Raw genomic sequence first — 22007 nt, 5'->3', positions numbered from 1 at the left:
GAGCACACCTTATGGCCAACTAAAGTTCACCTCTACGCAGTCAGCCTGCAATTGGCAATGCAACGCTGACCGTGATGTTAACTTATTACCATGACTTAGATTTGTGGCTTATAGCGCCCTGCCAAAGTCTCGAATGAGAATATCCGTATAAGCGATATCTCCCGTGTATCTGTCTAGGTGAGTGGTGTCACGAAACATCTTGTCATCTATGCCTTCAAGCTGCTGATGATCAACGACTTTCACTCCCGTTGCCGCTTCAATTTGCGCCACAGCAGCATCGAGACGCGCCTGTGTCTCAGGGGAATACTGGATCCAGCGGCTATTGCGCGGCAGCATGATAACGGCCACCTTGTCAGATATTGACTGGAAATTTTTCACCGTATTAATGAAGCTTTCAATCAATAGCGGCTCAAAATCCAGCCCTTCGATGTCGGCCGAGCGAATGCGGCTTAAGCGATCATTTTTCATATAGACATCCGTGTAAGCCACTGCACTGTACTCCTTAACCAGTGCCAAGGTTTCACTGGAGCGCTCCTCAGGGATAGTGCCGCCGCCCTGCCAATCATAGGACCACTGCTCCCCTTGGTAATTTGGGTATTCACGCTCAAAGGCCTCAGATATTTGTTTTCCAAGGGCCCGTTTTTCTTTGACTACCGCTTCAGCTTCTTTAAAGACTTGCTTTCGCTCAGGGGGAAACAGCTCATGGCCGTAGTAACTTGTGATCATCTCCGCCGAAATTTGATTGCGCACATACTTAATATTAAATAGCCGCACCCCACGGGTAACATCATCCAACGCCATGGCTAACATTTCTTTATCCGTTGCCAGCATAGTCACAAAGGAATCTAGGCTGGATGCGGCCCCCTGCCAGCGCGCTTTAGTGCTTTGGAAGGGATTAAACTCTATCATGGCAAGTTTAAGGCGCTTATCTTTGGCCTGAAAACCTTCGGCGATACGCCTTGATAGCAAGTCCTGAAAGTAAGGATTGAGGCCACCGAAACCAAAGTTAAATGATTTAATGTTTTTACCTGATGTGCTCTCATTTAACGAGTTGACTTCTTTATCAAATTTTCTCGGAGAAAAGCCAGCCTGAGTCATGGATGAGCCGTAGAACATCACTAAATCATCGGGCTCTGAAGTTATCCGCTCAAGGGCCAATTGCGCCTGATGAACACGGCCAAGTACCCCCCCTTTATTAGCATCAATGTACTCATAGAAAACTCGCACTAAGCCCATGGATAATAGTGAAACCAAAATGATGGCCAGCAGTAGGTTAGCAAAAAGCCTGCGGGGTTCGGCGTGATTGATGCCGAGTTGGCTCGCTGTACTTTCAGTACCAGAGGCCGCAACTGCCACACCCTCAGGGCCAATAGCCGGATTAAAATTGGAAGTAGATGAACTCATTGCTTGGCTCTCCTATTAATAAACACAGGGTCTGAATTAAGATAATTAGGCTCCAAAATAGCCAAGGTTGGTTTTCCAGCTTATCGGCGGCGTTAATCACATAAAAGTCCATCACATGTACTAACAACACCCAAATAGCCGTCATGGTGAATATGGTCATGGCGTGCTTGCCCATCACCACATTGCTGCCTACATCATGCAAACTGGTAAAAATCAGCAGCGCGCTACTCATATCTACAGCGCGAAACAGCACCCAGCCCATCATGACTAAATAAAAGGTGATGGCCCATTTCACAAACTTAGTGGTCAAGGCGTTTGACTGACTAAAACCATTAAACATCTTAAGGGAACCTAAGTAATGGGTCGCGGTAATGATGGCCCCATGAAAGGCGCCCCAGGCCACAAAGGTCCAGGCCGCCCCATGCCAAAGCCCGCCGAGCAGCATAGTGATAAAGATGTTCCTCGCCCTGTGATTATTGCGATTACCACCAAGAGAAATGTACAAATAATCCTTAAGCCAGCTTGAGAGTGAGATATGCCAGCGGCGCCAAAAGTCCACCGGTGACAATGCAAAATACGGCACCCTAAAGTTAAGCGGGATACTGAACCCCAGCAGCAGGGCTATGCCTATAGCCATATCGGTATAGCCAGAAAAGTCACCGTAAATTTGCCCAGTAAAGGCCAGCACTCCGGTCCACATTTCTAATGTGCTTAGTGCCTCCTCTGCTTCAAATGCCTTGTTGGCAGGGATGGCCAGCAAGTCTGCGCCAGTTTTTTTCAAAAGCCCCACACTGATGAGCAAGAAACCGTGCTTCACCGCATCCCACTTAGGCAGGGCGATGGCGTGCATTTGCGGCAGAATATGTTTTGCCCTAAGAATGGGCCCCGCCACCAGCTGAGGGAAGAAAGACAGCGCCGCCACAAATTCAACTAAACCTTTACGGGGTTTAATCTCGCCGCGATACACGTCTATGGTGTAACTCATGCTCTGGAAGGTATAGAAGGAAATCCCCACAGGCAACACCCAAGCTAATGTGCCTAAGGAAGGCTGATAGCCTAAGACGTCCAGTAATGACGCCACTGAGTTAAGGGCGAAGTCGGCATATTTGAATACCGCCAAAATGCCAATATTTAGCGCTATGGAAAGCCCTAGCCAATATTGCTTTATTCTCTGTTGCTGGCTATTGGCTATGGCCTGGGCGATAAAATAATCGGCAATACCACTGCCCACCAGTAGTGGAATAAAGCTGTAATTCCACGCGCCGTAGAAGACTAAACTGCCCACTAAGATGAGATAGACTCTTGGGGTTTGTTTTAGAAACACAAAGCCATAGAAGAGGATGAAAATACAGAAAAACCAGAAGAAAATCGGCGTGTTAAATATCATATTCCAACCCTCTTATTCTGCTTATTTTTGTTATTTTTGTTGTTTTTGTGTTCGTAAAACATACAAAACACCTTATTTAGGATGTTAAAAACCCGTCTATCCAAAGTGAGGGATAAACCGCCGTATTAAATTTATGATTGGTTGTGCCTAGCTGAGAGGGCCTAACACTGAAGCATTAACGCCTGGCCAGAACACCATCTTGGCTGGCGCCTTGGCTGATGAGATAATCTTTGATCTGTTGATTTCGAGCGCGATTAAGCGGTGAGCGAATTTCTCCGCCATCCCCTGGACCCGTCTTGACGGCCAAGTTAACGTCGGCGCCCCGCTCCACCAGCAGACGGGTCATTTCCATAAAGCCGCGATAACTCGCGTTGATAAGCGCTGTCTCATCGTGATGCACTATGGCGTTCACGTCAGCGCCAGCATCCAGCAGCACCTTGGCAATTTCAAGGTCATTCACCATGGCCGCCACGATAAGCGGATTGCCATCCCCGATGGAGGGCTGATCTACATTGACCCCAAGGGAGAGCAAGGCCTGCACCATAGTTAGGTTATGCTTCTGCACTGCCACCATTAAGGCTGTGCCATCGCCAATGGCAGGGATGTCCAAATCGACACCGGCATTTTGCATCGTCTTAATAGTCGCTATGTCGTTATTCAACACGGCATCCACCAAGCGCTGCCCTTGAGTCTGGGGCAACAAGGAATATTGCTTACCATCGGCTCTTGCTTCGCTAACAATTATTTTGGGTGATAAGCTCGTTGCCGCCTGAATACTGCCCACGCTTAAGCCCAAACACAGCGCCGTCACCCAAAATTTATTCACTTGAGTGAAAGCATTTTTTTGCAGCACTTGATCGACTCTGTAGACTAACTCTTTCTTTTTGCTAAATAATCCCATGGTTAATACACTCCGTTGTTCTTGTATCATTAATTTAGCGCAGTCCAGCAGTGACTGAGCATACTGCTTACCCGTCAGTTGCTTGGCCGCACGAATATCGCAGGCTAACTCTCTATCTATATGAATTTTCTTATTTAAAAATCGAATTACTGGGCTCCACCAAAATAAAATGGCGATAACTTCTTGAAATAAACCGCACCAGATGTCTTTTCGCTGAATATGGGCCTGCTCATGCAGCACAATAGGGATGAGCTGTTCCACACTCAGCTGCCGAGCTAAGCTTAAGGGGATGATTATCTTGGGTGACCACAGGCCAGTAACCAAGGGCGAGCTCACCCCTTGGCATAGTGAAATCCTAGGCACGGCAAAGGCATTAAGGCGAGTGTCTAACGCAATATGCTTATCGTTAATCTCTGCCTGTAAGTGAGCCGCAAGGCCCATTTTACTGCGCCCTAAGAGCCGCCAAGTTCGCACTAATGACACACAAAAATGATAACCGCGCCACACACTGCCCAGCAGCCAGATGACCAAGAAACCTTGCAATAGCGGGCTTAACATAAACACCACGGCGCTGGATAAGTGCCAGCCCTGCTCTGCCAAGGGAAATTTGATGGGACCTGTATTGGGCCTTGCGTCAATGACTTGCGTGCCACTTATGGCTAATACCTGGCTGGCGCCTTGACTAGATGCACTGTTTGTTACCGCCGCGGACTCATTGAAAGACAACAAAGAAAAAGGCACTAAGGTCACCAGAACAAATACCGTCATCCACAGCCAACTTCTTAGCTCGGCGCTTGATGGCACCAACTTAAGGGTGAGTAATAACCCAAGGCTTAATAGCCCACCTATGGTGAGGTGATGAAAAGCCAAAGTGGTAAAGAGTGTTAATTCTGTCATCATGATCCCATTCCCTTTTGATCTTTGGCTTAGTCTTTACTGGCGTCGATTTGACGCTGCAGCGCGGCGAGATCTTTAAGCTCTATGTCCGTTTCCTGCATTAGATGTTGGGCTAACACTTCGGGCGAGCCACCAAAGAAACGATTCAGCAGGCTGGCTAATGCGCCCTGACGGGCTTCTTTTTGGGTCATGGTCGGTGCATAGATGAACGCCTTGCCTTCCTTTCGAAATTCCGCGTACCCCTTTTCCACCAAAATTTTGCACATGGTCTGCACTGTGGTGTAGGCACTGGCCTTGTCTTCAGACAGCGCATCGGCGATATCACGCACCGAGGCCTCACCCTTTTGCCATAGCACTTCCATGATGCTTTGCTCACTATCCGTTAATTGCGACGATTTTTTACGTGCCATCACTCACCTCTCAATGTAACTACTAAACAATTAGTTTTAACTAGCATAGCCAGAGTGAAAACATTTATCAACTAATTAATTAGTTTTAAATTACCCAGATGAAATCCAGCGATGTTTATTGAAGAATAAGCATCTCATTTGACTTAGGTTTTTTCCGTTTCAAACACGCAAAAAAAGACAAAAAAATAGCCGACTTAAGTCGACTAGTTGATGAAAATGGTTTCTGAGGGAGTTGCACTAATTGGTGGCCACAGCCTCATCATGATGGGCTTTTAACTGTTGGAATAAAACATCTTTTAAGTTTGCCCTACGTACTTTAAGTGCGTGCATATGTTCATCATCCGTTGGACTGCCGGCAACTTCTAACTGACGGATATCGTAATCCAATAGGTGATACTGCTTAGACAAGGCTTGAAACTCTGGTTTTTTATAATTCAAATACACAATGTCTTGCTTAAATTCTGGGAAGTCGAAAATAAGCGCATGATTCTCATTTAACATAGGTAACCCCTGAATGGTGAAGTGGTTGAACGCTTGCTTGAACTGTAAAAACTATAGCATCACTAAGTTTAACAAAGCATTAACTTTTGTGATTTCAGCGATCCAGTTAACAATAAATCCTGCATTTACCATCACACTGAAATTGATACCCCGGATGCCACCTTGTGAGAAGCCTAAAAAATAGCCGACATCAGCCGGCTATTTGAATATGAGGTTTGTTCTGCACTCTGCTTTAGCTGTTGCGCTTAGCTTGATATAAAAAGCGGTACAGAGTAGGTAATACCAGCAAGGTTAAGGCGGTAGAGCTAAACAGACCGCCGATGATAACCACGGCTAAGGGCTTTTGAATTTCACTGCCCACCCCAGATGACATTAAAATTGGGATGAGTCCCAATGCCGATGTCAGCGCCGTCATTAATACGGGCCGCAAACGTCCAACCGTGCCTTCATAGACTGACTCATATAGGCTTTCGCCGCTTTGACGGCGCTGGTTTATCGAGTCCACCAAGACCACGCCATTAAGCACTGCCACCCCAAACAAGGTGATAAACCCTATGGAGCTAGGCACTGACAAATAAGTGCCACTAAGGTACAAGGCGATAACCCCACCAAACAGCGCTAAAGGCACGTTTGCCATAATTAGCCCCACTTGCTTTAGCGAGCCAAAGGAGAAATACAGCAACAAGGCAATCAAACCTATGGAAATAGGCACCACTAACATCAGTTTTTGCTGAGCGCGCTGCTGATTCTCATATTGACCGCCAATCACGACTGTGTAGCCCGCAGGCAACTGCGCCTCGGGAATGATTTTATAGATATCCGCCACCACCGAGCCCATGTCTCGCCCTGCAACATTGGCTTGCACTACCACGCGGCGCTGCACATCATCACGGCGAATGTTAGGTGGCGCCATTTCAACTTCGACGCTTGCCACATCACCAAGACGTACTGTGGCACCGTTGGCGCCCACTAGCAGCAAGTCTTGCACTGCATCTGGCGTTTGCCTAAATGACTTAGCTAAGCGCACATTGATATCGTATCTGGCATTACCATCGATAACTTGACCGGCACTAACACCGCCAACGCCTTGACTCACCAGACTCATCACCTGATCGACACTGATGCCATAACGGGCCAAACTATCCCGCTTAGGGCGAATAACCAGCTGAGCTTCACCACTCACTTGCTCTAATGACACATCCACGGCCCCTGGTATTTTAGCCACTAAGTCACTGAGTACCTGACCTTTAGTTGCTAGCACATCCAGAGAATCTCCGAAGATTTTAATCGCCAGCTGCGCTTTTACGCCCGACAATAATTCATCCACTCGGGTGGCTATGGGTTGTGAGAAGGTAAACAACAAGCCTGGGAACACTTTGAGTTTGTCTTCCATCTCCCGTTGCAATGCCAGGCGTGAATCTGCCGTGGTCCAAGACTCGATGGGGTTTAAGCCTATGTAAATCTCGATATTACTCACAGGCTCTGGATCGCCGCCAAGCTCTGGCGCACCAATGCGGCTTAGGGCGTAGCTCACCTCAGGAAACTCAAGCAGCATGGCTTCGATCTTAGGGGCTACGGCAAGCGAAGTCTCAAGGCTTGCCGTGGGCGCTAAGGTTACCCTCAAGTTAATGGTGCCCTCTTCAAGCTCGGGCACAAATTCAGTCCCTAATTTTGGCACTAACAATAAGCTGCCAACAAATAGCCCCGCAGCAGCCAATATCACAAGCTTTGGCCGTGCCATGGTGGCGGTCAATAGTTTGCGATAGCCAGATTCCAGCGGCACTAATAGCGGGCTTTGGCGCAATACCACGCCTTTTTTAAATAAGAATACTGCTAAGGCAGGCACGACAATTAATGCCACCAACAAGGCCGCGAGCATCGCCAGAATAATACTCACCGCCATGGGCTGAAACAGCTTACCTTCCACTCCTTCTAGGGCAAATAAGGGCGCAAATACCACGATAATAATCGCGGTAGCAAAGAAGATAGGGCTACAGACTTCTTTAGCCGCCAGCATGATGCGCAGCGCCATATTGGGCTCATGGTTTTCATCGAATGCGATCTCATGCTCACTGGCGGGCAAAGCACCATCTTCATAGCCGTGATAAGGGTCAGCTTCGCCATCGGCCCTCATTTGCGCGGCTTTAAGATGGCGTCTATCTGGCTGAGTTAAATGCTTAAAGATATTTTCAACCATTACCACAGAGCCATCCACCAGCATACCTATGGCTACGGCAAGGCCGCCTAATGACATCAAATTAGCCGACAGGCCAAAATAGGACATTACCATTAAGGCTAGACCAATCGAAACTGGAATAGATAATAAAACCAATAAGGTAGCGCGAAGGTTAACTAAAAACAGCGCCAAGATGATAATGATAAACACAAAAGCCATGAGTAGCGCATCACGCACTGTGGTGATGGCTTGGTCGACTAAATCTGCTTGGTCGTAAAATACCTCAAATGACACCCCCCTAGGCAAGGCTTGCTCGATGAGTTTTACCCGAGCCTTGATGTCATCTATGGTAGATTTAGTGTTCGCCCCCATGCGCTTGAGTACCACTCCGGCCACCACTTCACCTAGTTTTTCAGCATCGCCATTGGCATCGCGGCGGGTCATGGTCACGGCGCCGACGCGGATTTCACTGCCAAAGGCCACCTTGGCAATGTCGGCCACCCGCACTGGGGTGCCTTTGACTTCTGTTAGCGGTATTTGCCCTATGGCCAATAAGCCTTCGTTTCCTGCTGGTAACATGCCGTAGCCGCGCACCACCAATTGCTCTTGGCCTTGGTCCATAAACCAGCCGCCGGCATTGCGGTTATTGCTCTCAAGGGCCGTGGTGACTTGGGTCATCGATAAGCCATAACTGCTGAGTTTGTTGGGGTCGACCTGCACCTGATATTGGCGCACATCGCCGCCAAAAGATAACACCTCGGTAACCCCAGAGACTGGCATTAAAATCAGCTTTATCAGGTAATCATTCAGGCTTCTAAGCTCAAACGCGCTCACCCCAGAATCAGGCTCCGCCTTAAGAATGTACTGATAAATTTGCCCAAGTCCCGAGGTATTAGGGCCAATTTCAGGCACGCCCACACCCGTTGGGATCATTTCCTTAGCGGCTTGCAACTGCTCGAACACTTGCTGGCGAGCAAAGTAAATATCTGTGCCCTCGGCGAACACCACAGTCACAATAGACAGCCCAGTGCGGGACAAAGAGCGTACATCCGTCACTGCTGGCAAGGCATACATGGCCGACTCAACCGGATAACTGATGAGCTTCTCCACTTCTTCGGCCGCTAAGCCTTCGGCGGCGGTGTTAATGGTCACCTGCACATTGGTCACATCGGGGAAAGCATCGAGATTTAACTTAGGCAAAGCCGCTAAGCTCGCCAATAGGGCGCACACTAGGGCAATCACCACTAACAGGCGATTAGCAACAGCGGCCTGAATTAATTTTTGTAACATAGAAGTTCCTTAACGCTCAAACGGTCGCTAATTAGTGGTTGTGGATATCAAAACCAGACTTTGCCAGTTCCGAGGCCAAGAAAAAGGCGCCAGACACCACCACCTTGGCGTTATCATCTAAACCACGCACTAGGCTTAGCCCGCGCTGACGCTCCACCACTTGCACTTCTACCGCTTCAAAGCCGTCTTCATCTTCAATAAATACCTGCCAATCACCGTCACCACTGCGGGTTAGCGCCGCATCGGGCACGACTATGCCCATGGGATTAGCTTTCGCGCCCGCCCCTGATGTGAGGTATAACTCGGCAAACTGACCCGCATGTAATTGGTGCTCAGTGTTAGCGATACGCAGCAAGACTTGCTCGGTGCGCGTGATGCTGTCTATCTCATGGGAGCGACCTATGATTTCCCCTTGCAGGGTTTTATCTTCCACTCGCACTAACGCTTGGGTGCCAATGTCCACAGTGTCTGCTTGCGCGGGACTCAATTGAGCCTCAACCCAGAGTGAGGATTCATCGGTGAGCTGCATTAAGGCCGTGCCTGCCGCCAAAACTTGGCCTAACATGGCGATATCTTGCTGTACTCGGCCTGAAAAGGGCGCCAACAAAGCATAACTGCCGATAGCACTGGGTGAAGTTGCAAGGGTTGCAATTTGGCTTTTCGTCATCTTAAGGGATTCTAAAATCGCCCGTTTTAGCTCAGCATTCACTTGTGCCTGCAGCCGCTGACTGTCACTGATGGCGCCATTCGACAAGCGTTTTACTCTGTCCCACTCGGACGCCGCATTGATGTAATCCGCCTGCGCCTGCGCCACAGCAGCGCCGCCCAAGGTCAGTAACGGCTGCCCCGCTTCAACCCTTTGCCCTGGCACTACGTGGCGAGCAATCACTTTCACTTCCAGCTGGGCGGCTAGGCTTGCTGTCTTATCCCTGTCCACCAGCAGGGTAGCGGTGGCAAAGGAGGCGAGGTTAAAATGCTGCGCCTGTAACTCGCTGACTTCTATGCCTGCAAGGTTACGCTGAACTTGAGTCAGCTTAAGGGCTTCATTGCCATGCTTCTCTTCCCCATGAGCTTGAGCCTCTTGTTTTTCACCCGAGATGTTGGCGGCTAGCGGCTGTGCATTCACACTGGCCTTAGGTGTTGCATCATGGCCATGACCTTCTCCAGCTTGGGCTGGAAATCCAAGGGCCGCTAATGCGAATAGACTAGAAAATAGCAGGCTAGCGCCCACTGAAGAAGCGGCAAAAAAAGCATTGAACGTTTGATTTTTCATGTTAAATCCTAACATTGGTATTCACGCCAAGACTTTGATTTACAATCATAATGTTAATAGATGTCATCAAAGCATTGGCTTAGCCATGGGATACAATAACCCCATGAAAAATAGATAAATTGAGTGAATAAGCGCAGGATTAAACTATTGGAGGGCGGTAACTGGGTAAACTTTCTGGGGGGAAATAATTCAAAGCCAATAGCACTGGGCTATCGGTGAGTGGCGAAGGCGCTAAAGGACTCATGCCACCAACCAGGCTTGCATGGCCGCCATGACACTGACAATCAAGGCAAATATCTACATCTTGAGTTTCAGTGCTAACAACTTGATGGCTGTCAGTATGTGACGGCTCCCCATCATTAGCCGCACCATGAAAATCAGCAACCTGATGTTCAGTTGCATTGGTATGAGCATCAAGATGATCGCTGATTTCGCATTGGCTTAAGGTCGTCACTTGTGTGGTCAATTGCAGATGCGAGTGCTGGCCGCCCTCTTCAACCTTGGTATCCGGGTGCAATTGATGCGCACCGACATTGGCACCCACAAGCTGCAACAGCACTATACCAATCAACAACTTGGTTTTAACAAAGGCCGTGAACCATCTATTTGAAAGCCATGAATTTGAAAGATAAGCGTTGGAAACGTGAGCTTTTGAAATGCGAGCCAAAGCAAAACCATCGGCAAAAAGGCCGATAACGTTTTGCAACGCTTGTGACGCAAATCTTAGCAAACGGTATCCTTAAGAATAAATTGATTAAGCACTTTCGATTCAATACGCCTGAGCCAAGTTAGTTGAATAAACACGGTCGATTAAAGACAGCCGATTAACCAACTATTGATTAACCTCAGGGTTAACTCAGAGTCACAGGGTAGCCGAAAGTTTCCCCAATGGCGAAATATTTCACAGTGAGTGTTGTTGACTGGCCTTGTTCGTTTTATTTTTTGGGGGTGAAATCTAGCTGCACCTTAAGATCAACTTGTCGAACAGTTACGCCGTTTACCACCTTTGGTTTGTACTTCCATTTTGATAGCGATTTTTTTGCTTCTTCATCAAAGAAACCACTTGGAACAGACTTAATTACTTTTATGTTATCTGTTGCTCCTGCTTCAGTAATATCAAACTGAAGCTGAACATAGCCCTCAGTAGGCTGAGAAGGAGTAGTGTTGCAACCACTCAAAAACACAACAATGGTTAAAATCGTTAATAGGTACTTCATCGAATCTCACTTGAATTTAGTCTTTATGCGCTGTTTACAAGGCATAAATCGCCTGTTGGACTTGGCCGATGCCAAGCTCAACGTAAATTGATAATCTTTATTTAACGTACGATGTTATAGGAACCCGCTGTTTTTCGGTAGTTGTTTTTTGTACAGCCTTACGCTAACAGTCTGTTCTAATAGCACTTTAAAAGGTCTATTTCCTGATGACTTATCTTTTTATGATCCTATATTGCGTTTTATCCTGATATCCCAACTTGAAAATATAAATTATTTCCTCGCAGCTTTTACGGTGGATAGCCATGCTTCACCTTGCTTATCTCTGTTAGACAATTAACCCTTCACTCCAACACACCAAGTCCTCCATGAAAACGGTACTCACAGGTTGCACCAATCCCCCCCTCGAAGTTGCCGAAATACAACAGCAAAAATACCGTGTAAGCATCATGGATGATGGTTGAGGCTCGTTAGCACATGGATGTGCTGTCGAGCCGTTAGGTATTTTTGCTGTTGGATGAGGAACCACAACTTCGCGGGCGGCACGGAGGGAGATCCAAGAGGGAGGATTTGCTGTTGAATCTTCCCTCTTGGCCAGTGCAGAGTGGAACCCTGCGATCTTATTCCAAACGAAGTTTGGACATCTTAAGCTAAAAATCAACAGAAAATTAACTGTGCCAGGCACCGTTAAATTCTGTGCATTACAGTTAAAAGCCACCGCTGAAGTTTATGAAAGGTCCCTAGGCTATTAAATATCAGCGCGAGCAGGTCACCGAGTTTCATTGACGCCTAATCTTGGTGTTCTTTAAGCCATATTTTTAAGGCATGGTAAGGCATAGGCCGCGCAAAATAGTAGCCTTGGATTTGATTGCAACCAAGCTGTAATAAATGTTCAAGCTCTCGTTCATTTTCGACACCTTCAGCAATGAGGTTCATGCCCAATTCATGACCTATGTTGATGATATTTCTTACCATGACATCATCCCCTAGGCTAAGAGGGGTGATGAAGCTGCGATCAATTTTTAGCGTATCAAATGGCAAGTGTTTTAAGCGCTCTAAAGAAGAGTAGCCGGTACCAAAATCATCTAAATGGAATTTAAAACCTTGGTTAACTAAGGCTCTCATTATGGGTAAAATTTCGCTCTCAGATTGTGCAATCATGCTCTCGGTTAACTCAAGATGCAGTGCTGATGCAGGTAGCTGATATTTTACTCTACAAGCGACTATATCGCTTATCAATTGAGGATCACGAAATTGCTGTACAGACAGGTTAACATTACACTCAAGGGCTGGGTATTGCAGGCGTAGTTCTTGTAATACTGCCCCCACCTTATCTAACACTTGCTTACCAAGTTGAGCAACCATCCCTGAGGCTTCGGCAATACTAATAAATTCGTCCGCGGGGATATATTCCCCCTCCAATGACCAGCGCGAGAGCGCCTCCATACCAACGATTTTGCCATAGCGTGCATCTATAATAGGTTGAAACCACACTTCAAGACTCTGCTGATTTAATGCTTCTCGGAGCGCCTGCTCTAAATGCATCCGCCTAGACACAGTATCGAGTAAATTAACGGTAAAAATGGCAACCTGATTTTTACCTCTGCGCTTCGCTTCATACATGGCCAAATCGGCATTGCGTATCACATCCTCCTTGGAAAGCTTTAACTTAACTTGTGCAAAACCAATCGAGGCGCGCAGATTAAGCTGATGCTCTTGATATACGAATGGAACGGCAAGATGTTGCAGTAAATCCGTAGCAAAGTCTTGGGTAGAGGCTAGGGACACATTTTCTTGTAAAATAGCGAAGGCATCGCCACCCAAACGCACTAACGTATCTGAATCTTTTACCTTCGTACTTAGACGTTTAGCGATTAAACAGAGTATCTCATCGCCTGCTGCGTGACCCAAGCCGTCATTGAATAGCTTAAATTGATCTATATCCAGTAACAGTAAGTTACAGGTAAATTTTGGGTTGCTTTTCAATAGTTCCATCTTGTCGTCAAGACTCGCCATGAGCAAGCGGCGGTTACCTATACCCGTCAGTGGATCATGGTTGGCTAAGTAGTTTAGCTCCTTGTGCCTCACTTCAACTTCGGTAATAAAATCATTCATGGATGAAGCTAAATTATCGAGTTCATCACTGCCCGAGACGGGCCAGCGGATCGACTGAGCACGTGTTTGCCGATTTTTATCCGCAAGCTTTGAAAATAACTCTAGCCTTCTTATTACCTTAAGATGAATAAGCCAATAAATCCCAAACAAAGCCACTATGCTAAGCCCTGCCACACTAAAGGCTAACAAAGTAAAGGTTAACTGGCGTTCGGCTTGTAAATGTGTGCTTCCTTGAACTTGAATAAGTGCAGGTAACCCCGTTAAATTCATGCTTGTAAGCCAATGGGGATGACTCTTATGGCGCTTATAAGTAAATTGAGTTTCAACGGTATCCATGCTGGTTGTTTGTGCCAATCTAAAATTAACGCCAGTGAGTTCACGCAGAGCACCCAATCTAGCCTCATCAAGATGACGGATAAAGAAGAGGTAGCCACTGGGGGCATTAGCCTGAGCTGTGTCAGTGATATGAGTACCAGAGACCATAATGACCTCATCTTCAAACCAGACGAATCGAGTGTGGGCCGTGCTTTTGTCATTCTTAATCAGGGAGGGCAGCTGCTGGCTAATGGCTTCCCACATAGGGTCAGGCATAGGGGTGAGCTCGGCACCAACTCGTAACAGCGGCGGTGTAACTAGGCTGCCATCGAGACGGGTAAAGATAAAACCATCGACTTGAATATTCGCTAAAGAAGTAGGAAACAGATTTTCTTCTATATAAGCTGGCTGCTGATTTAACACGAACGCTTCGGTATGGTCCCATCTGGCATAATCATTGACCTGAAGCTCAAAGGAAAGGCGATTTTGCTCAAAGATGCCACTGACTCGCAAAAGCTGTTGCTCATAGACACTTGCATCAAAATTATCGAAGCGAGAATCAACTAGGCTATGTGCCCCCCATAAGAAAAAGGCGCTGACAGTCAATAGTACTGCAGCCATACAATTGAGTATCCATCGTCCCAGGCTGTCACGCTGTACTGGGGCCGTTTTTAACGGAAGCTCTTTTTGCATACACGCCCTTGCACTATGATAGGCCAGCTCTAGTGAGATTATTGTTAGTCTACTAACAATGAAACTGCTTGAAACTAGGGTGGAATATAGAAAACAACTACAAGGAAGTCTAGATTAGTGAGGGATATTTTAAAAGCGGTAAATTAAACAACATATTATTTATAATATCTAGCAGTTGAACAACCCATCCGACACCTAAAAGCGGCCATAGGATGGATGCCCGTCTCGCAAATTGCCATGCTTCACCTTTCCAACATTGGTGTTAGTTGTTGACTTAAAAGGCTACTGCTGAAATTTGACTATGCATGGCATAGTTAACCATTAGCTAGAATACCAGAAAACTCAGCTCGCATTCTGAGTGGTTTTGAGTAAGTTCCGCAATACACTGATCTGAAAACATCAAGGTTCAAGGTCTTTTTTGAGTTGCTCAATCTGCCTATCGATAGACTCCACTAGAGTGTCAGCCTCTTGAGTCGCGGCAAGTTGTTCTTGAGCTAGGCTTTGCTGCCAGGTCGCTCCAGCTAAATTATTATTGGCGTACTGGCTACTCTCACGCAGGTTACGCAAACGCTGGTCACGTTGTGCTATGACCCGCCGACGGTCGCTTTCAAGCTGGGCGATTTCGCGGCTAATGCGGCGCTTTTCAATGTAAGTGGTGATTTCTTTTTTCTTGTCTGAGGTCGCAGTTGAAACCGCGCTTGATTGAACAGTAGTTTCACTCCGTTGAATAACACTGCCTACGCCACTTAAATCAACGGGTTGACTATTTTCATCGCAAGGATCCGCCTGATACTTTCCATCAGCACATTGATAGACTTCGGCAGAAGCCGAAAATGACAGCGCAAAAGCGAGTAGTATTGAAGATTTTCTTTCCATAGATCACCTCATATTTTAAGCATTAATACTAGCAATTGAGGCCAGTTAAAAACACTCAAAAATTCCCCTTATTCAAATTATTAGACTGGGGGTAATTGACTCGCCCTAAGGCTTAACCCCAATTCCCATGTGGATCTCGATAATATGCGAGTCCTGCTTGCTTGCCGAGGTCCCCGCTTTGTTAACTTGGCTTGGGGTTTGACGCTTTACTTCTTGCTGCTGAGTGGGGCTAATGACCACAAACCAATCATAGCCTTGTTGCTCCGTCAGTTCCCTAGCCCTGTTTAGGGCCTGCTGTTCGAGGGCTTTATGGTCGAAGGTTTGATGTTCGAGATTGTTATGCTTGGCTGAGCTAACACTTATCCGATAATAGCCTTGGGTTATCTTGTACTCAGTAAAACGGTAGCCCGCCTCTTCCACTGTATTGGGCTGAAAAAGAGCATGCTGACTGCACCCAATTAAGAACAAGCCTGCAAAGATTAACGTCAGGGTTTTTAGTATCATATGAACCTATACTTAAGTTACAAGCCTGATTTACAAGCTTTAGTGGCAAACTTGAGTTAACAACTTGAGTTAGAAAGCGGCTGATAGCTTAAGGTTTGGCCCAATTCCATTGCAATTGACGACTATCAGCCTCGCGGATCAATCTTGTAAACTTGCCAGTGCCTGTTGTTCCTGCACTAAGGTAAGCCCAGATCCTTTCATCATACTATCTAACACTGAGTCGAGCGCCGAGCCGCCACTTGCGGTCTGATATTGGGCATCTCCAGTCTTATCCTTGGGCAAACTGACACTGGCCACCTGCTGCCACTCACCTTGTTGCCTGCAGCTAATATTTTCGCTCATTTGGCTGTCGCTTTCTAAACCATACTGACGGCACAAGTCACCCTCTTGATTGTAAAAACTTAACCTTATCGATAAAGCTTGATTGTCGGTAAGGGCGATCCTTTGGCCGCTCATTTGACTTTCTAATTGCTCACCTAAGTTAAGATCAAACGACGAGGTTTGGCTGGCAAAGGTTGAGGATGGCTCTGGGGCAGTGCCACTGATGATGTCAAATTGCGACACCCCATAGCCTGCTAACAAGGCAATAAACACCCATGCCGCTGCATGTTGTTGTACCTGTTGTTGCAGTTTTCGCCAACTTGGAAAGGCGATGATCTTAGCCGTGGGCGCCACATCCTCCTCCAGCAATCTTAAGGTGGCTTCAGGCACTGGGTGCTGGTCGATATCCTGATAATAAGCCTTCACCATAGGGTCGACCATGGCCAAATCGGCGAGGCGCTCGGCGAGGGTTTCATCTAAGGCAATGGCCTCCCTAACCTGCTCCATCTGCGCTTCTGGCAGCTGAGCATCGATAAAGGCGGATAAGGTTTCGTCAGTAATTTTCATGCCATGCTCCCACTTTTTTGATTGAAAAAACTCACCATATTGGCCCTGGCGCGTGCTAAACGGCTCATTATGGTGCCCGTCGGGATGGCTAATATATCGGCAGCCTCACTGTAACTCATGCCTTGCACCGCGATCAGGGAGAGCACTTCACGCTGCTCATCCGATAATGAGTTCATGGCGGTATTGACTTCCCCTAGAGTAATATCGTTAATCATCTCGGCTTCACCGTCGGTGAAGTTTTCGTCTTGCAATTCTGGCTTATCCGTTGCCAAGGTGCGCACTTTTTGCGAGCGATAATCATCTATCCATTGATTACGGCAAATTTTAAAGGCCCACTTAGCCAAGGGCACGCCCTCTGGCGGCGGGGATTTTAAGAGCCGTACCACAGTATTTTGCACCAGATCATCCGCATCTGGCATAGTGCCAGTGAGCGAGTAGGCAAAGCGCCTCAACGCGGGCAGTAGCAAGGTTAATTCAGTTTTCATATTTAGGGTATACTCCTCTTTACCCTGATGACGGTTCAGCGGGCAAAGTTATTCCAAGGTGGAGGGAATTTTTTTTGTTTTCAGACGTTTTTATCTTACACACTATTGTCACAGGTAGATAAATCCATGAGCACTTTTACACTATCTTCAATGGCCTTACTTGGCCTTGGCCTCTTGCCCTTAACGGCAAACGCCCAGTTATTGCCCCTGCCGCCACTGCCCTCTCAGGTTATAGGCACCCTAGACAAAACCACAGAGCGTCAGACTGAGCGGCTAAATGCATTGAAACAACAAGGTTTACTCGAACAGCAATTACAACAATCCTTGGCAAGCAAAGCCACATTATTAAATCCCTTGACCCAACTGCCCAACATAGTCCCAGTGGTGAATGCCTTAGGCCAAACTGTCTTTAATGACGTCGCTGTCGAACAAGGGCTTAGAGCGGTAGAGCGTGAATGGTTATTGCTGCTATCGACCTCACAATGGCAACAGTTATTAACCCAGGCGCCCGAGCTTGAATCATACCTCAGTTCGCAAATAACCCTGACTCAATTACAATTGCAGTTAATAAAAATCCGCGTGCCGAGTCAACTCGATAACATGGCGGCATTACGCCTCAATTTACCCGAGCTGTTGGCGCCTTATCTCAGTCGCAATTACATTTACCAAACCCAAACGGCTGAGCCGTTAGCCCATCAAGAAACGGCAAATCCAGCACCGACCGATAAAGCCCTTGCCACCACGGTGCCGGCAGCGCCCATCTGTAACCAACCCATCACCTTAGGCATGGTGGATACGGCTATTAGCCCCCATCACAGCGCGCTCACTCAAACGGCGCAGTTCGCCTTGCTGCAACGAAGTTTTTTAGCCGAAGGCATTGCTATTTCCTATGCCCATGGTACAGCGGTAGCCGGGGTGTTAGCCGGCAGAGATAAGCAACTCAACCCCTTGTTGTCGTCATTAACCTTACTCAATGCAGGGGCGTTTTATGCTCAAAACGCCTACCAACAAGGTGCCAGCCTAGAGAGCATCTTACAGGCATTAAATTGGTTGGTCAGCGAAGGGGTACGGGTTGTCAACATGAGCCTCACTGGCCCAGATAATCCGGTATTACAACAGGTAGTGACAGGTTTAGCCGAGCAAGGCACAGTGTTAATCGCCGCCGCAGGTAATGGGGGGCCAGCAGCCGCGCCATTATTTCCCGCCGCTTACCCACAAGTGATCGCGGTCACTGCGGTAGACAAACGGCTTGAATTATATCGCTGGGCCAATCAGGGGGACTATATCGATTTTGCGGCGCTTGGGGTGAAGGTACTCACCACGCGCGCAGATGGCAGTATCGGAATGGAGAGCGGCACTTCCATGGCCACACCTGTAGTAACGGCAAAAATTGCCTGCCTGCTTGCTGCAAAACCTGAGCTAGATTTAAGTCAAATAGTGCAGCAATTACAGCAACAAGTGGTAGATTTAGGGGTCCCAGGAAAGGACCCACTGTTTGGTCATGGGGTATTGGTGCGGCCTTAAAAACTCACCTGTAACATCAATCCCGCCCGTGTCTCATTATAATTGGCACTGTCTAATACCGACTGATAATCACCATATTCTAGGCTAGTCACCACAGCAAAATGGGAGTTGATGTTCAGCGTCCATTTAGCATCGAACTGCTGATGCAGATCATCACGACTCGCGCCATCGATGCCTTGCGCATAATCCCTAAGGCTGAGTTTCATCCCCAGTTGGAGTTGCTGTGATAACTGCCATAAATCAAATTTACTCGAGGCTCGAACGCTCACCCCTTTGGCGCCATAGCTGAACGCATTATCTTGTGCGGCTTCATCTTCATAGTTCAGCCCCACAGAAACGAAGCGCTGACCTTGATCGAAAAACCAATAAGAATCCAGATTAGCACCGTTATTGCTGGCATCGCGAGACTCAAGTTGAGCAAAGGTTTTCTCACTGCGCTTCACACTCGGGCGCAGGTACCAAGTGTCACTGAGATTATGCATGCTGTAGAGGCTGTACTGATTTAAACTCATGAAATCGCGCTGGGCTAAATCAGCCTTTGCATGATAAAAATTGGCACCTAGGTTCATGTTATCAAACCTATAGTTACTATCGATAAAGGCCAATTGCAGGCGAGTATCATAGTCACTGGCGTCCTGATAACGCTTGTCATTGATGCTATAACCCGTATCGAATCGCAGCGCTTCGCTCGCCTGCCAACCCAAATTGATTTCAGCCTCTAACACTGTGGCCGAGTCTGATGCACCACTCGCCTGTTCCAGTTCACTGATATTAACGTTTGATTGATATTCCATGCCTGCTTGCGCTTTGCCAGTGACAGTTACAGCATCATTTTGAGTTTCAGTTTGAGCCATGGCGCTCGGTTGAGCACAGCTGAGTAGCAAGACACAGGTAATACGAGAGTATATAGCCATCATAAAGGCTCCTAAATATTGAGTTATTGTCGAGTTGCTATCGAGTTAATCTTTGGGGGTGTGGCCGGCACGGATGCCGGCCTGTTGGGCGTTAGGCTTATAAACCGCCTGATAATCGCAGGGTGTTTTTAATGGTATTGGATACCTCGGCATTGACAGATTGACTCACTGTTTGCGCCACCTGTTCACGGGTATTTTGTTGCACTAGACCAGTAGTACTCGCCTGTACCTGCTGCGAAATGGCATTCGCCGATACCAAAGCCGCCTGGGATACCCCTTGGGTGCTGCTTGCCGTGACCGAATTGACAGCGGACAAGGCTTGCTCAGGCAGTATGATCACTTCTTTGATATCTTCATCGCCTGACGCTTGGCCAAACAGACCCGCCGCCATCTCACCTTGATTAATGCCATCAAGGGTCAGTGACTCATCGCTATCGGCAATCGCAACCGTTTTGCCGCTCGCCTCGCCGTTTGCTTCGGCGTTAGCAGCACTTGCTTCAGTGTTAGCCGCACCGCTCGCCTTAGTTTGATTGTTGGCATTGGCACTTCCATTAGCACTTGACGATTGCGCCAGGGGTTGCTCAGTTTTTAGCTGCGGTGAACCGCTAGTGGAAGTTGAGGCGTTGAGCGACATTTCAGCGCCTATGGCCAGAGTAGAAAAGCAGGTAAGGGCGATAAGTGTTGGAGTAAAAAGTGTTTTCATTTTAGTTTCCTCATAATGTCGTCATTGACACTGGGTTAACGAGGCAAACTAGACTTCTATTCCATTTATTTTATAAAAAATTTAAATAACAATCAGAAAAAACACTTAACATAATGATAAACAATAGTTTATTTATCTAAAATATTTATCTCCTTATCCCTCAATCTTGTGGTTAGGTAAGGCTGGGACGTGTTTATCACAGCCAATAAGCGGCGACTAATTTTTTTGAAGTGAACATTCTATTTCCCTTTGACTTGGGTCGGCTAGCTTAGCGCTAACCCGAAGAGGCTATCAAAAATCACCACATGGCCCCAAAATCGCCTTGTAGAATTGATAAACTGATAAGGGAATTATAAGCTTGGCTTATGTAAATAAACGTCAGTAAAAGGTAAACAAAAGCAAAGGTTTGAGAAAGATAAATGAACCTCATTCTCCAATATCATTGTTATCTTTGTTATTTATTTTACAAAACCAAGCAAGCACAAACAAAAAAGACCCAATAGCATAAACCGCTGTGCTCGCTCAGTCGTGCTCCGACACTGTTCTCAACACTAGATAAATTCGATTAGAATGTTGGACAGGCAGGCTTATCCGCGAGCACCTCTGACACCACTTGCCCAAAAATCGACTGAATTTGTTCACTTATTGCAATATTTGAGAGATAAGGCAAAAGATCAGCCGAGCGCCCTGTTATGACTTCATAAAACACTAAGGCTGTTAAAAAATTACCTAACGATGACGCATGGTTCCCATCTGGCGCATGAAGGTGAACGTCGGGTAATAGCTGTATCACCCGCTCCCACACTAAGGGAATAGGTGCAAGGCAGCTTGACTGCATACTTGTTATACCTTGGTGTAGCTGATAAACATACTCACCTTCCTCTAATTTGCCATCTTGAGGATGTTCAGGAAATAATATCGGGGTTATTCCTAAAGATTTTGCCTTATCCAACCATTTTTGCGCGGCTGTCGTAGGATAGATTGATGTTCCAGATTGAGAGTATTTTTGTCCCTGAAAAATAGCATGTGTCCAAGGGGTTGCAGTTAATCGCGCCTGATACGCATCATTATAATAGCTCTCATCTAAAAATCCTCCGCCAACGTTTTTTACTTCAACCCTCACTTGAGGGACTCCAGTATTGATTAATAGCTGAATTAGGCTAGGTAGCCCTGAAACATGGCTATTACCATATAGAATGACCCGAAAATAATCCGTTTGTTGATTATTAGGCACGGGTAAATTCTGCTCCAGCACACCTTGTTGTTCACCTAAATTTGGCTGGGGAGAGACTGGCTCATTAGCATCCACAAGCCCCCCTGTCTCGGATCCTGATTGGCCACAGGCAGAAGCCAATAAGCCCAGAATAACCATTATTATTGAGCCGTTAATTTTAGAAAAAGGCTTTACAAATCCCATAGAGTACCTCTGTTTGATAATTGTCTTCATGATTAACATTACGCATAATTGAGAGCTTGATTGGTGAGGTAATTACTCTATTGAGTTGTGACAACATCCGTACTGGTAATGCTCAACCTC

General features: G+C 46.9%; 18 protein-coding genes. 1 reads left to right on the top strand and 17 read right to left on the bottom strand.

What is annotated here, in order from left to right; translation table 11 throughout:
* Positions 1–108: 108 nt before the first annotated feature.
* From SDEN_RS03045 to SDEN_RS02980, 14 genes are all read right to left on the bottom strand, one after another.
* Complete coding sequence (locus SDEN_RS03045) at positions 109–1404, bottom strand: hypothetical protein (RefSeq protein ID WP_011495037.1); 1296 nt, start codon at positions 1402–1404, stop codon at positions 109–111.
* Complete coding sequence (locus tag SDEN_RS03040; protein ID WP_011495036.1) at positions 1379–2791, bottom strand: MBOAT family O-acyltransferase; 1413 nt, start codon at positions 2789–2791, stop codon at positions 1379–1381. The genes SDEN_RS03045 and SDEN_RS03040 overlap by 26 nt, the downstream gene beginning before the upstream one ends.
* Before the next feature lie 175 nt (positions 2792–2966).
* Positions 2967–4592: a M56 family metallopeptidase gene (locus SDEN_RS03035; protein ID WP_011495035.1), complete on the bottom strand. Its 1626-nt coding sequence runs from the start codon at positions 4590–4592 to the stop codon at positions 2967–2969.
* 26 nt (positions 4593–4618) lie between these two features.
* Positions 4619–4999, bottom strand: coding sequence for a BlaI/MecI/CopY family transcriptional regulator (locus tag SDEN_RS03030; protein WP_011495034.1), 381 nt, complete (start codon positions 4997–4999; stop codon positions 4619–4621).
* Positions 5000–5236: 237 nt separating this feature from the next.
* Positions 5237–5500 (bottom strand): YdcH family protein, encoded by a 264-nt coding sequence (locus tag SDEN_RS03025; protein WP_011495033.1) that lies wholly within the window; start codon positions 5498–5500, stop codon positions 5237–5239.
* 232 nt (positions 5501–5732) lie between these two features.
* Positions 5733–8966 carry an efflux RND transporter permease subunit gene (locus SDEN_RS03020; RefSeq protein WP_011495032.1) on the bottom strand — a complete coding sequence of 1078 codons (3234 nt, stop codon included), beginning with the start codon at positions 8964–8966 and terminating at the stop codon, positions 5733–5735.
* A 31-nt stretch (positions 8967–8997) separates the two neighbouring features.
* A complete protein-coding gene (locus SDEN_RS03015; RefSeq protein WP_011495031.1) occupies positions 8998–10239 on the bottom strand; it encodes an efflux RND transporter periplasmic adaptor subunit in 1242 nt (413 codons plus the stop codon).
* A gap of 139 nt (positions 10240–10378) precedes the next feature.
* Complete coding sequence (locus tag SDEN_RS03010; protein WP_011495030.1) at positions 10379–10969, bottom strand: hypothetical protein; 591 nt, start codon at positions 10967–10969, stop codon at positions 10379–10381.
* A 205-nt stretch (positions 10970–11174) separates the two neighbouring features.
* A complete protein-coding gene (locus SDEN_RS03005; RefSeq protein ID WP_011495029.1) occupies positions 11175–11456 on the bottom strand; it encodes an energy transducer TonB in 282 nt (93 codons plus the stop codon).
* Positions 11457–12242: 786 nt separating this feature from the next.
* Positions 12243–14576: a bifunctional diguanylate cyclase/phosphodiesterase gene (locus SDEN_RS03000; RefSeq protein ID WP_011495028.1), complete on the bottom strand. Its 2334-nt coding sequence runs from the start codon at positions 14574–14576 to the stop codon at positions 12243–12245.
* A 399-nt stretch (positions 14577–14975) separates the two neighbouring features.
* Positions 14976–15452, bottom strand: a complete 477-nt coding sequence (locus SDEN_RS02995; RefSeq protein WP_011495027.1) for a hypothetical protein — start codon at positions 15450–15452, stop codon at positions 14976–14978.
* Between the two features lie 105 nt (positions 15453–15557).
* Positions 15558–15956, bottom strand: coding sequence for a CC0125/CC1285 family lipoprotein (locus tag SDEN_RS02990; protein WP_011495026.1), 399 nt, complete (start codon positions 15954–15956; stop codon positions 15558–15560).
* A 138-nt stretch (positions 15957–16094) separates the two neighbouring features.
* Positions 16095–16844, bottom strand: a complete 750-nt coding sequence (locus SDEN_RS02985) for an anti-sigma factor family protein (RefSeq protein WP_011495025.1) — start codon at positions 16842–16844, stop codon at positions 16095–16097.
* A complete protein-coding gene (locus SDEN_RS02980; RefSeq protein ID WP_011495024.1) occupies positions 16841–17329 on the bottom strand; it encodes an RNA polymerase sigma factor in 489 nt (162 codons plus the stop codon). Before SDEN_RS02980 ends, SDEN_RS02985 begins: the two co-directional genes overlap by 4 nt.
* A gap of 126 nt (positions 17330–17455) precedes the next feature.
* Between SDEN_RS02980 and SDEN_RS02975 the strand changes: the two genes are divergently transcribed.
* Positions 17456–18853, top strand: coding sequence for a S8 family serine peptidase (locus SDEN_RS02975; protein ID WP_011495023.1), 1398 nt, complete (start codon positions 17456–17458; stop codon positions 18851–18853).
* Here the strand turns inward: SDEN_RS02975 and SDEN_RS02970 are convergent.
* From SDEN_RS02970 to SDEN_RS02960, 3 genes are all read right to left on the bottom strand, one after another.
* Positions 18850–19770: a surface lipoprotein assembly modifier gene (locus tag SDEN_RS02970; RefSeq protein WP_011495022.1), complete on the bottom strand. Its 921-nt coding sequence runs from the start codon at positions 19768–19770 to the stop codon at positions 18850–18852. The two genes, SDEN_RS02975 and SDEN_RS02970, sit on opposite strands and share 4 nt — an antisense overlap.
* A 94-nt stretch (positions 19771–19864) precedes the next feature.
* Positions 19865–20470 carry a hypothetical protein gene (locus SDEN_RS02965; protein ID WP_011495021.1) on the bottom strand — a complete coding sequence of 202 codons (606 nt, stop codon included), beginning with the start codon at positions 20468–20470 and terminating at the stop codon, positions 19865–19867.
* A 565-nt stretch (positions 20471–21035) separates the two neighbouring features.
* Entirely contained in the window at positions 21036–21887 is an 852-nt protein-coding gene (locus SDEN_RS02960; protein WP_011495020.1) for a hypothetical protein, read from the bottom strand.
* Between the last annotated feature and the right edge of the window lie 120 nt (positions 21888–22007).

Source organism: Shewanella denitrificans OS217, from assembly GCF_000013765.1.
GTDB classification, from domain to species: Bacteria; Pseudomonadota; Gammaproteobacteria; order Enterobacterales; family Shewanellaceae; genus Shewanella; species Shewanella denitrificans.
This window is presented reverse-complemented; position numbering and strand designations above follow the sequence as displayed.

Excerpts from the sequence above, each read along its gene's own strand:
- SDEN_RS03045 (WP_011495037.1), bottom strand. The coding sequence starts at position 1,404 with ATGAGTTCATCTACTTCCAATTTTAATCCGGCTATTGGCCCTGAGGGT.
- SDEN_RS03040 (WP_011495036.1), bottom strand. The coding sequence starts at position 2,791 with ATGATATTTAACACGCCGATTTTCTTCTGGTTTTTCTGTATTTTCATC.
- SDEN_RS03035 (WP_011495035.1), bottom strand. The coding sequence starts at position 4,592 with ATGATGACAGAATTAACACTCTTTACCACTTTGGCTTTTCATCACCTC.
- SDEN_RS03030 (WP_011495034.1), bottom strand. The coding sequence starts at position 4,999 with ATGGCACGTAAAAAATCGTCGCAATTAACGGATAGTGAGCAAAGCATC.
- SDEN_RS03025 (WP_011495033.1), bottom strand. The coding sequence starts at position 5,500 with ATGTTAAATGAGAATCATGCGCTTATTTTCGACTTCCCAGAATTTAAG.
- SDEN_RS03020 (WP_011495032.1), bottom strand. The coding sequence starts at position 8,966 with ATGTTACAAAAATTAATTCAGGCCGCTGTTGCTAATCGCCTGTTAGTG.
- SDEN_RS03015 (WP_011495031.1), bottom strand. The coding sequence starts at position 10,239 with ATGAAAAATCAAACGTTCAATGCTTTTTTTGCCGCTTCTTCAGTGGGC.
- SDEN_RS03005 (WP_011495029.1), bottom strand. The coding sequence starts at position 11,456 with ATGAAGTACCTATTAACGATTTTAACCATTGTTGTGTTTTTGAGTGGT.
- SDEN_RS03000 (WP_011495028.1), bottom strand. The coding sequence starts at position 14,576 with ATGCAAAAAGAGCTTCCGTTAAAAACGGCCCCAGTACAGCGTGACAGC.
- SDEN_RS02995 (WP_011495027.1), bottom strand. The coding sequence starts at position 15,452 with ATGGAAAGAAAATCTTCAATACTACTCGCTTTTGCGCTGTCATTTTCG.
- SDEN_RS02990 (WP_011495026.1), bottom strand. The coding sequence starts at position 15,956 with ATGATACTAAAAACCCTGACGTTAATCTTTGCAGGCTTGTTCTTAATT.
- SDEN_RS02985 (WP_011495025.1), bottom strand. The coding sequence starts at position 16,844 with ATGAAAATTACTGACGAAACCTTATCCGCCTTTATCGATGCTCAGCTG.
- SDEN_RS02980 (WP_011495024.1), bottom strand. The coding sequence starts at position 17,329 with ATGAAAACTGAATTAACCTTGCTACTGCCCGCGTTGAGGCGCTTTGCC.
- SDEN_RS02975 (WP_011495023.1), top strand. The coding sequence starts at position 17,456 with ATGAGCACTTTTACACTATCTTCAATGGCCTTACTTGGCCTTGGCCTC.
- SDEN_RS02970 (WP_011495022.1), bottom strand. The coding sequence starts at position 19,770 with ATGATGGCTATATACTCTCGTATTACCTGTGTCTTGCTACTCAGCTGT.
- SDEN_RS02965 (WP_011495021.1), bottom strand. The coding sequence starts at position 20,470 with ATGAAAACACTTTTTACTCCAACACTTATCGCCCTTACCTGCTTTTCT.
- SDEN_RS02960 (WP_011495020.1), bottom strand. The coding sequence starts at position 21,887 with ATGGGATTTGTAAAGCCTTTTTCTAAAATTAACGGCTCAATAATAATG.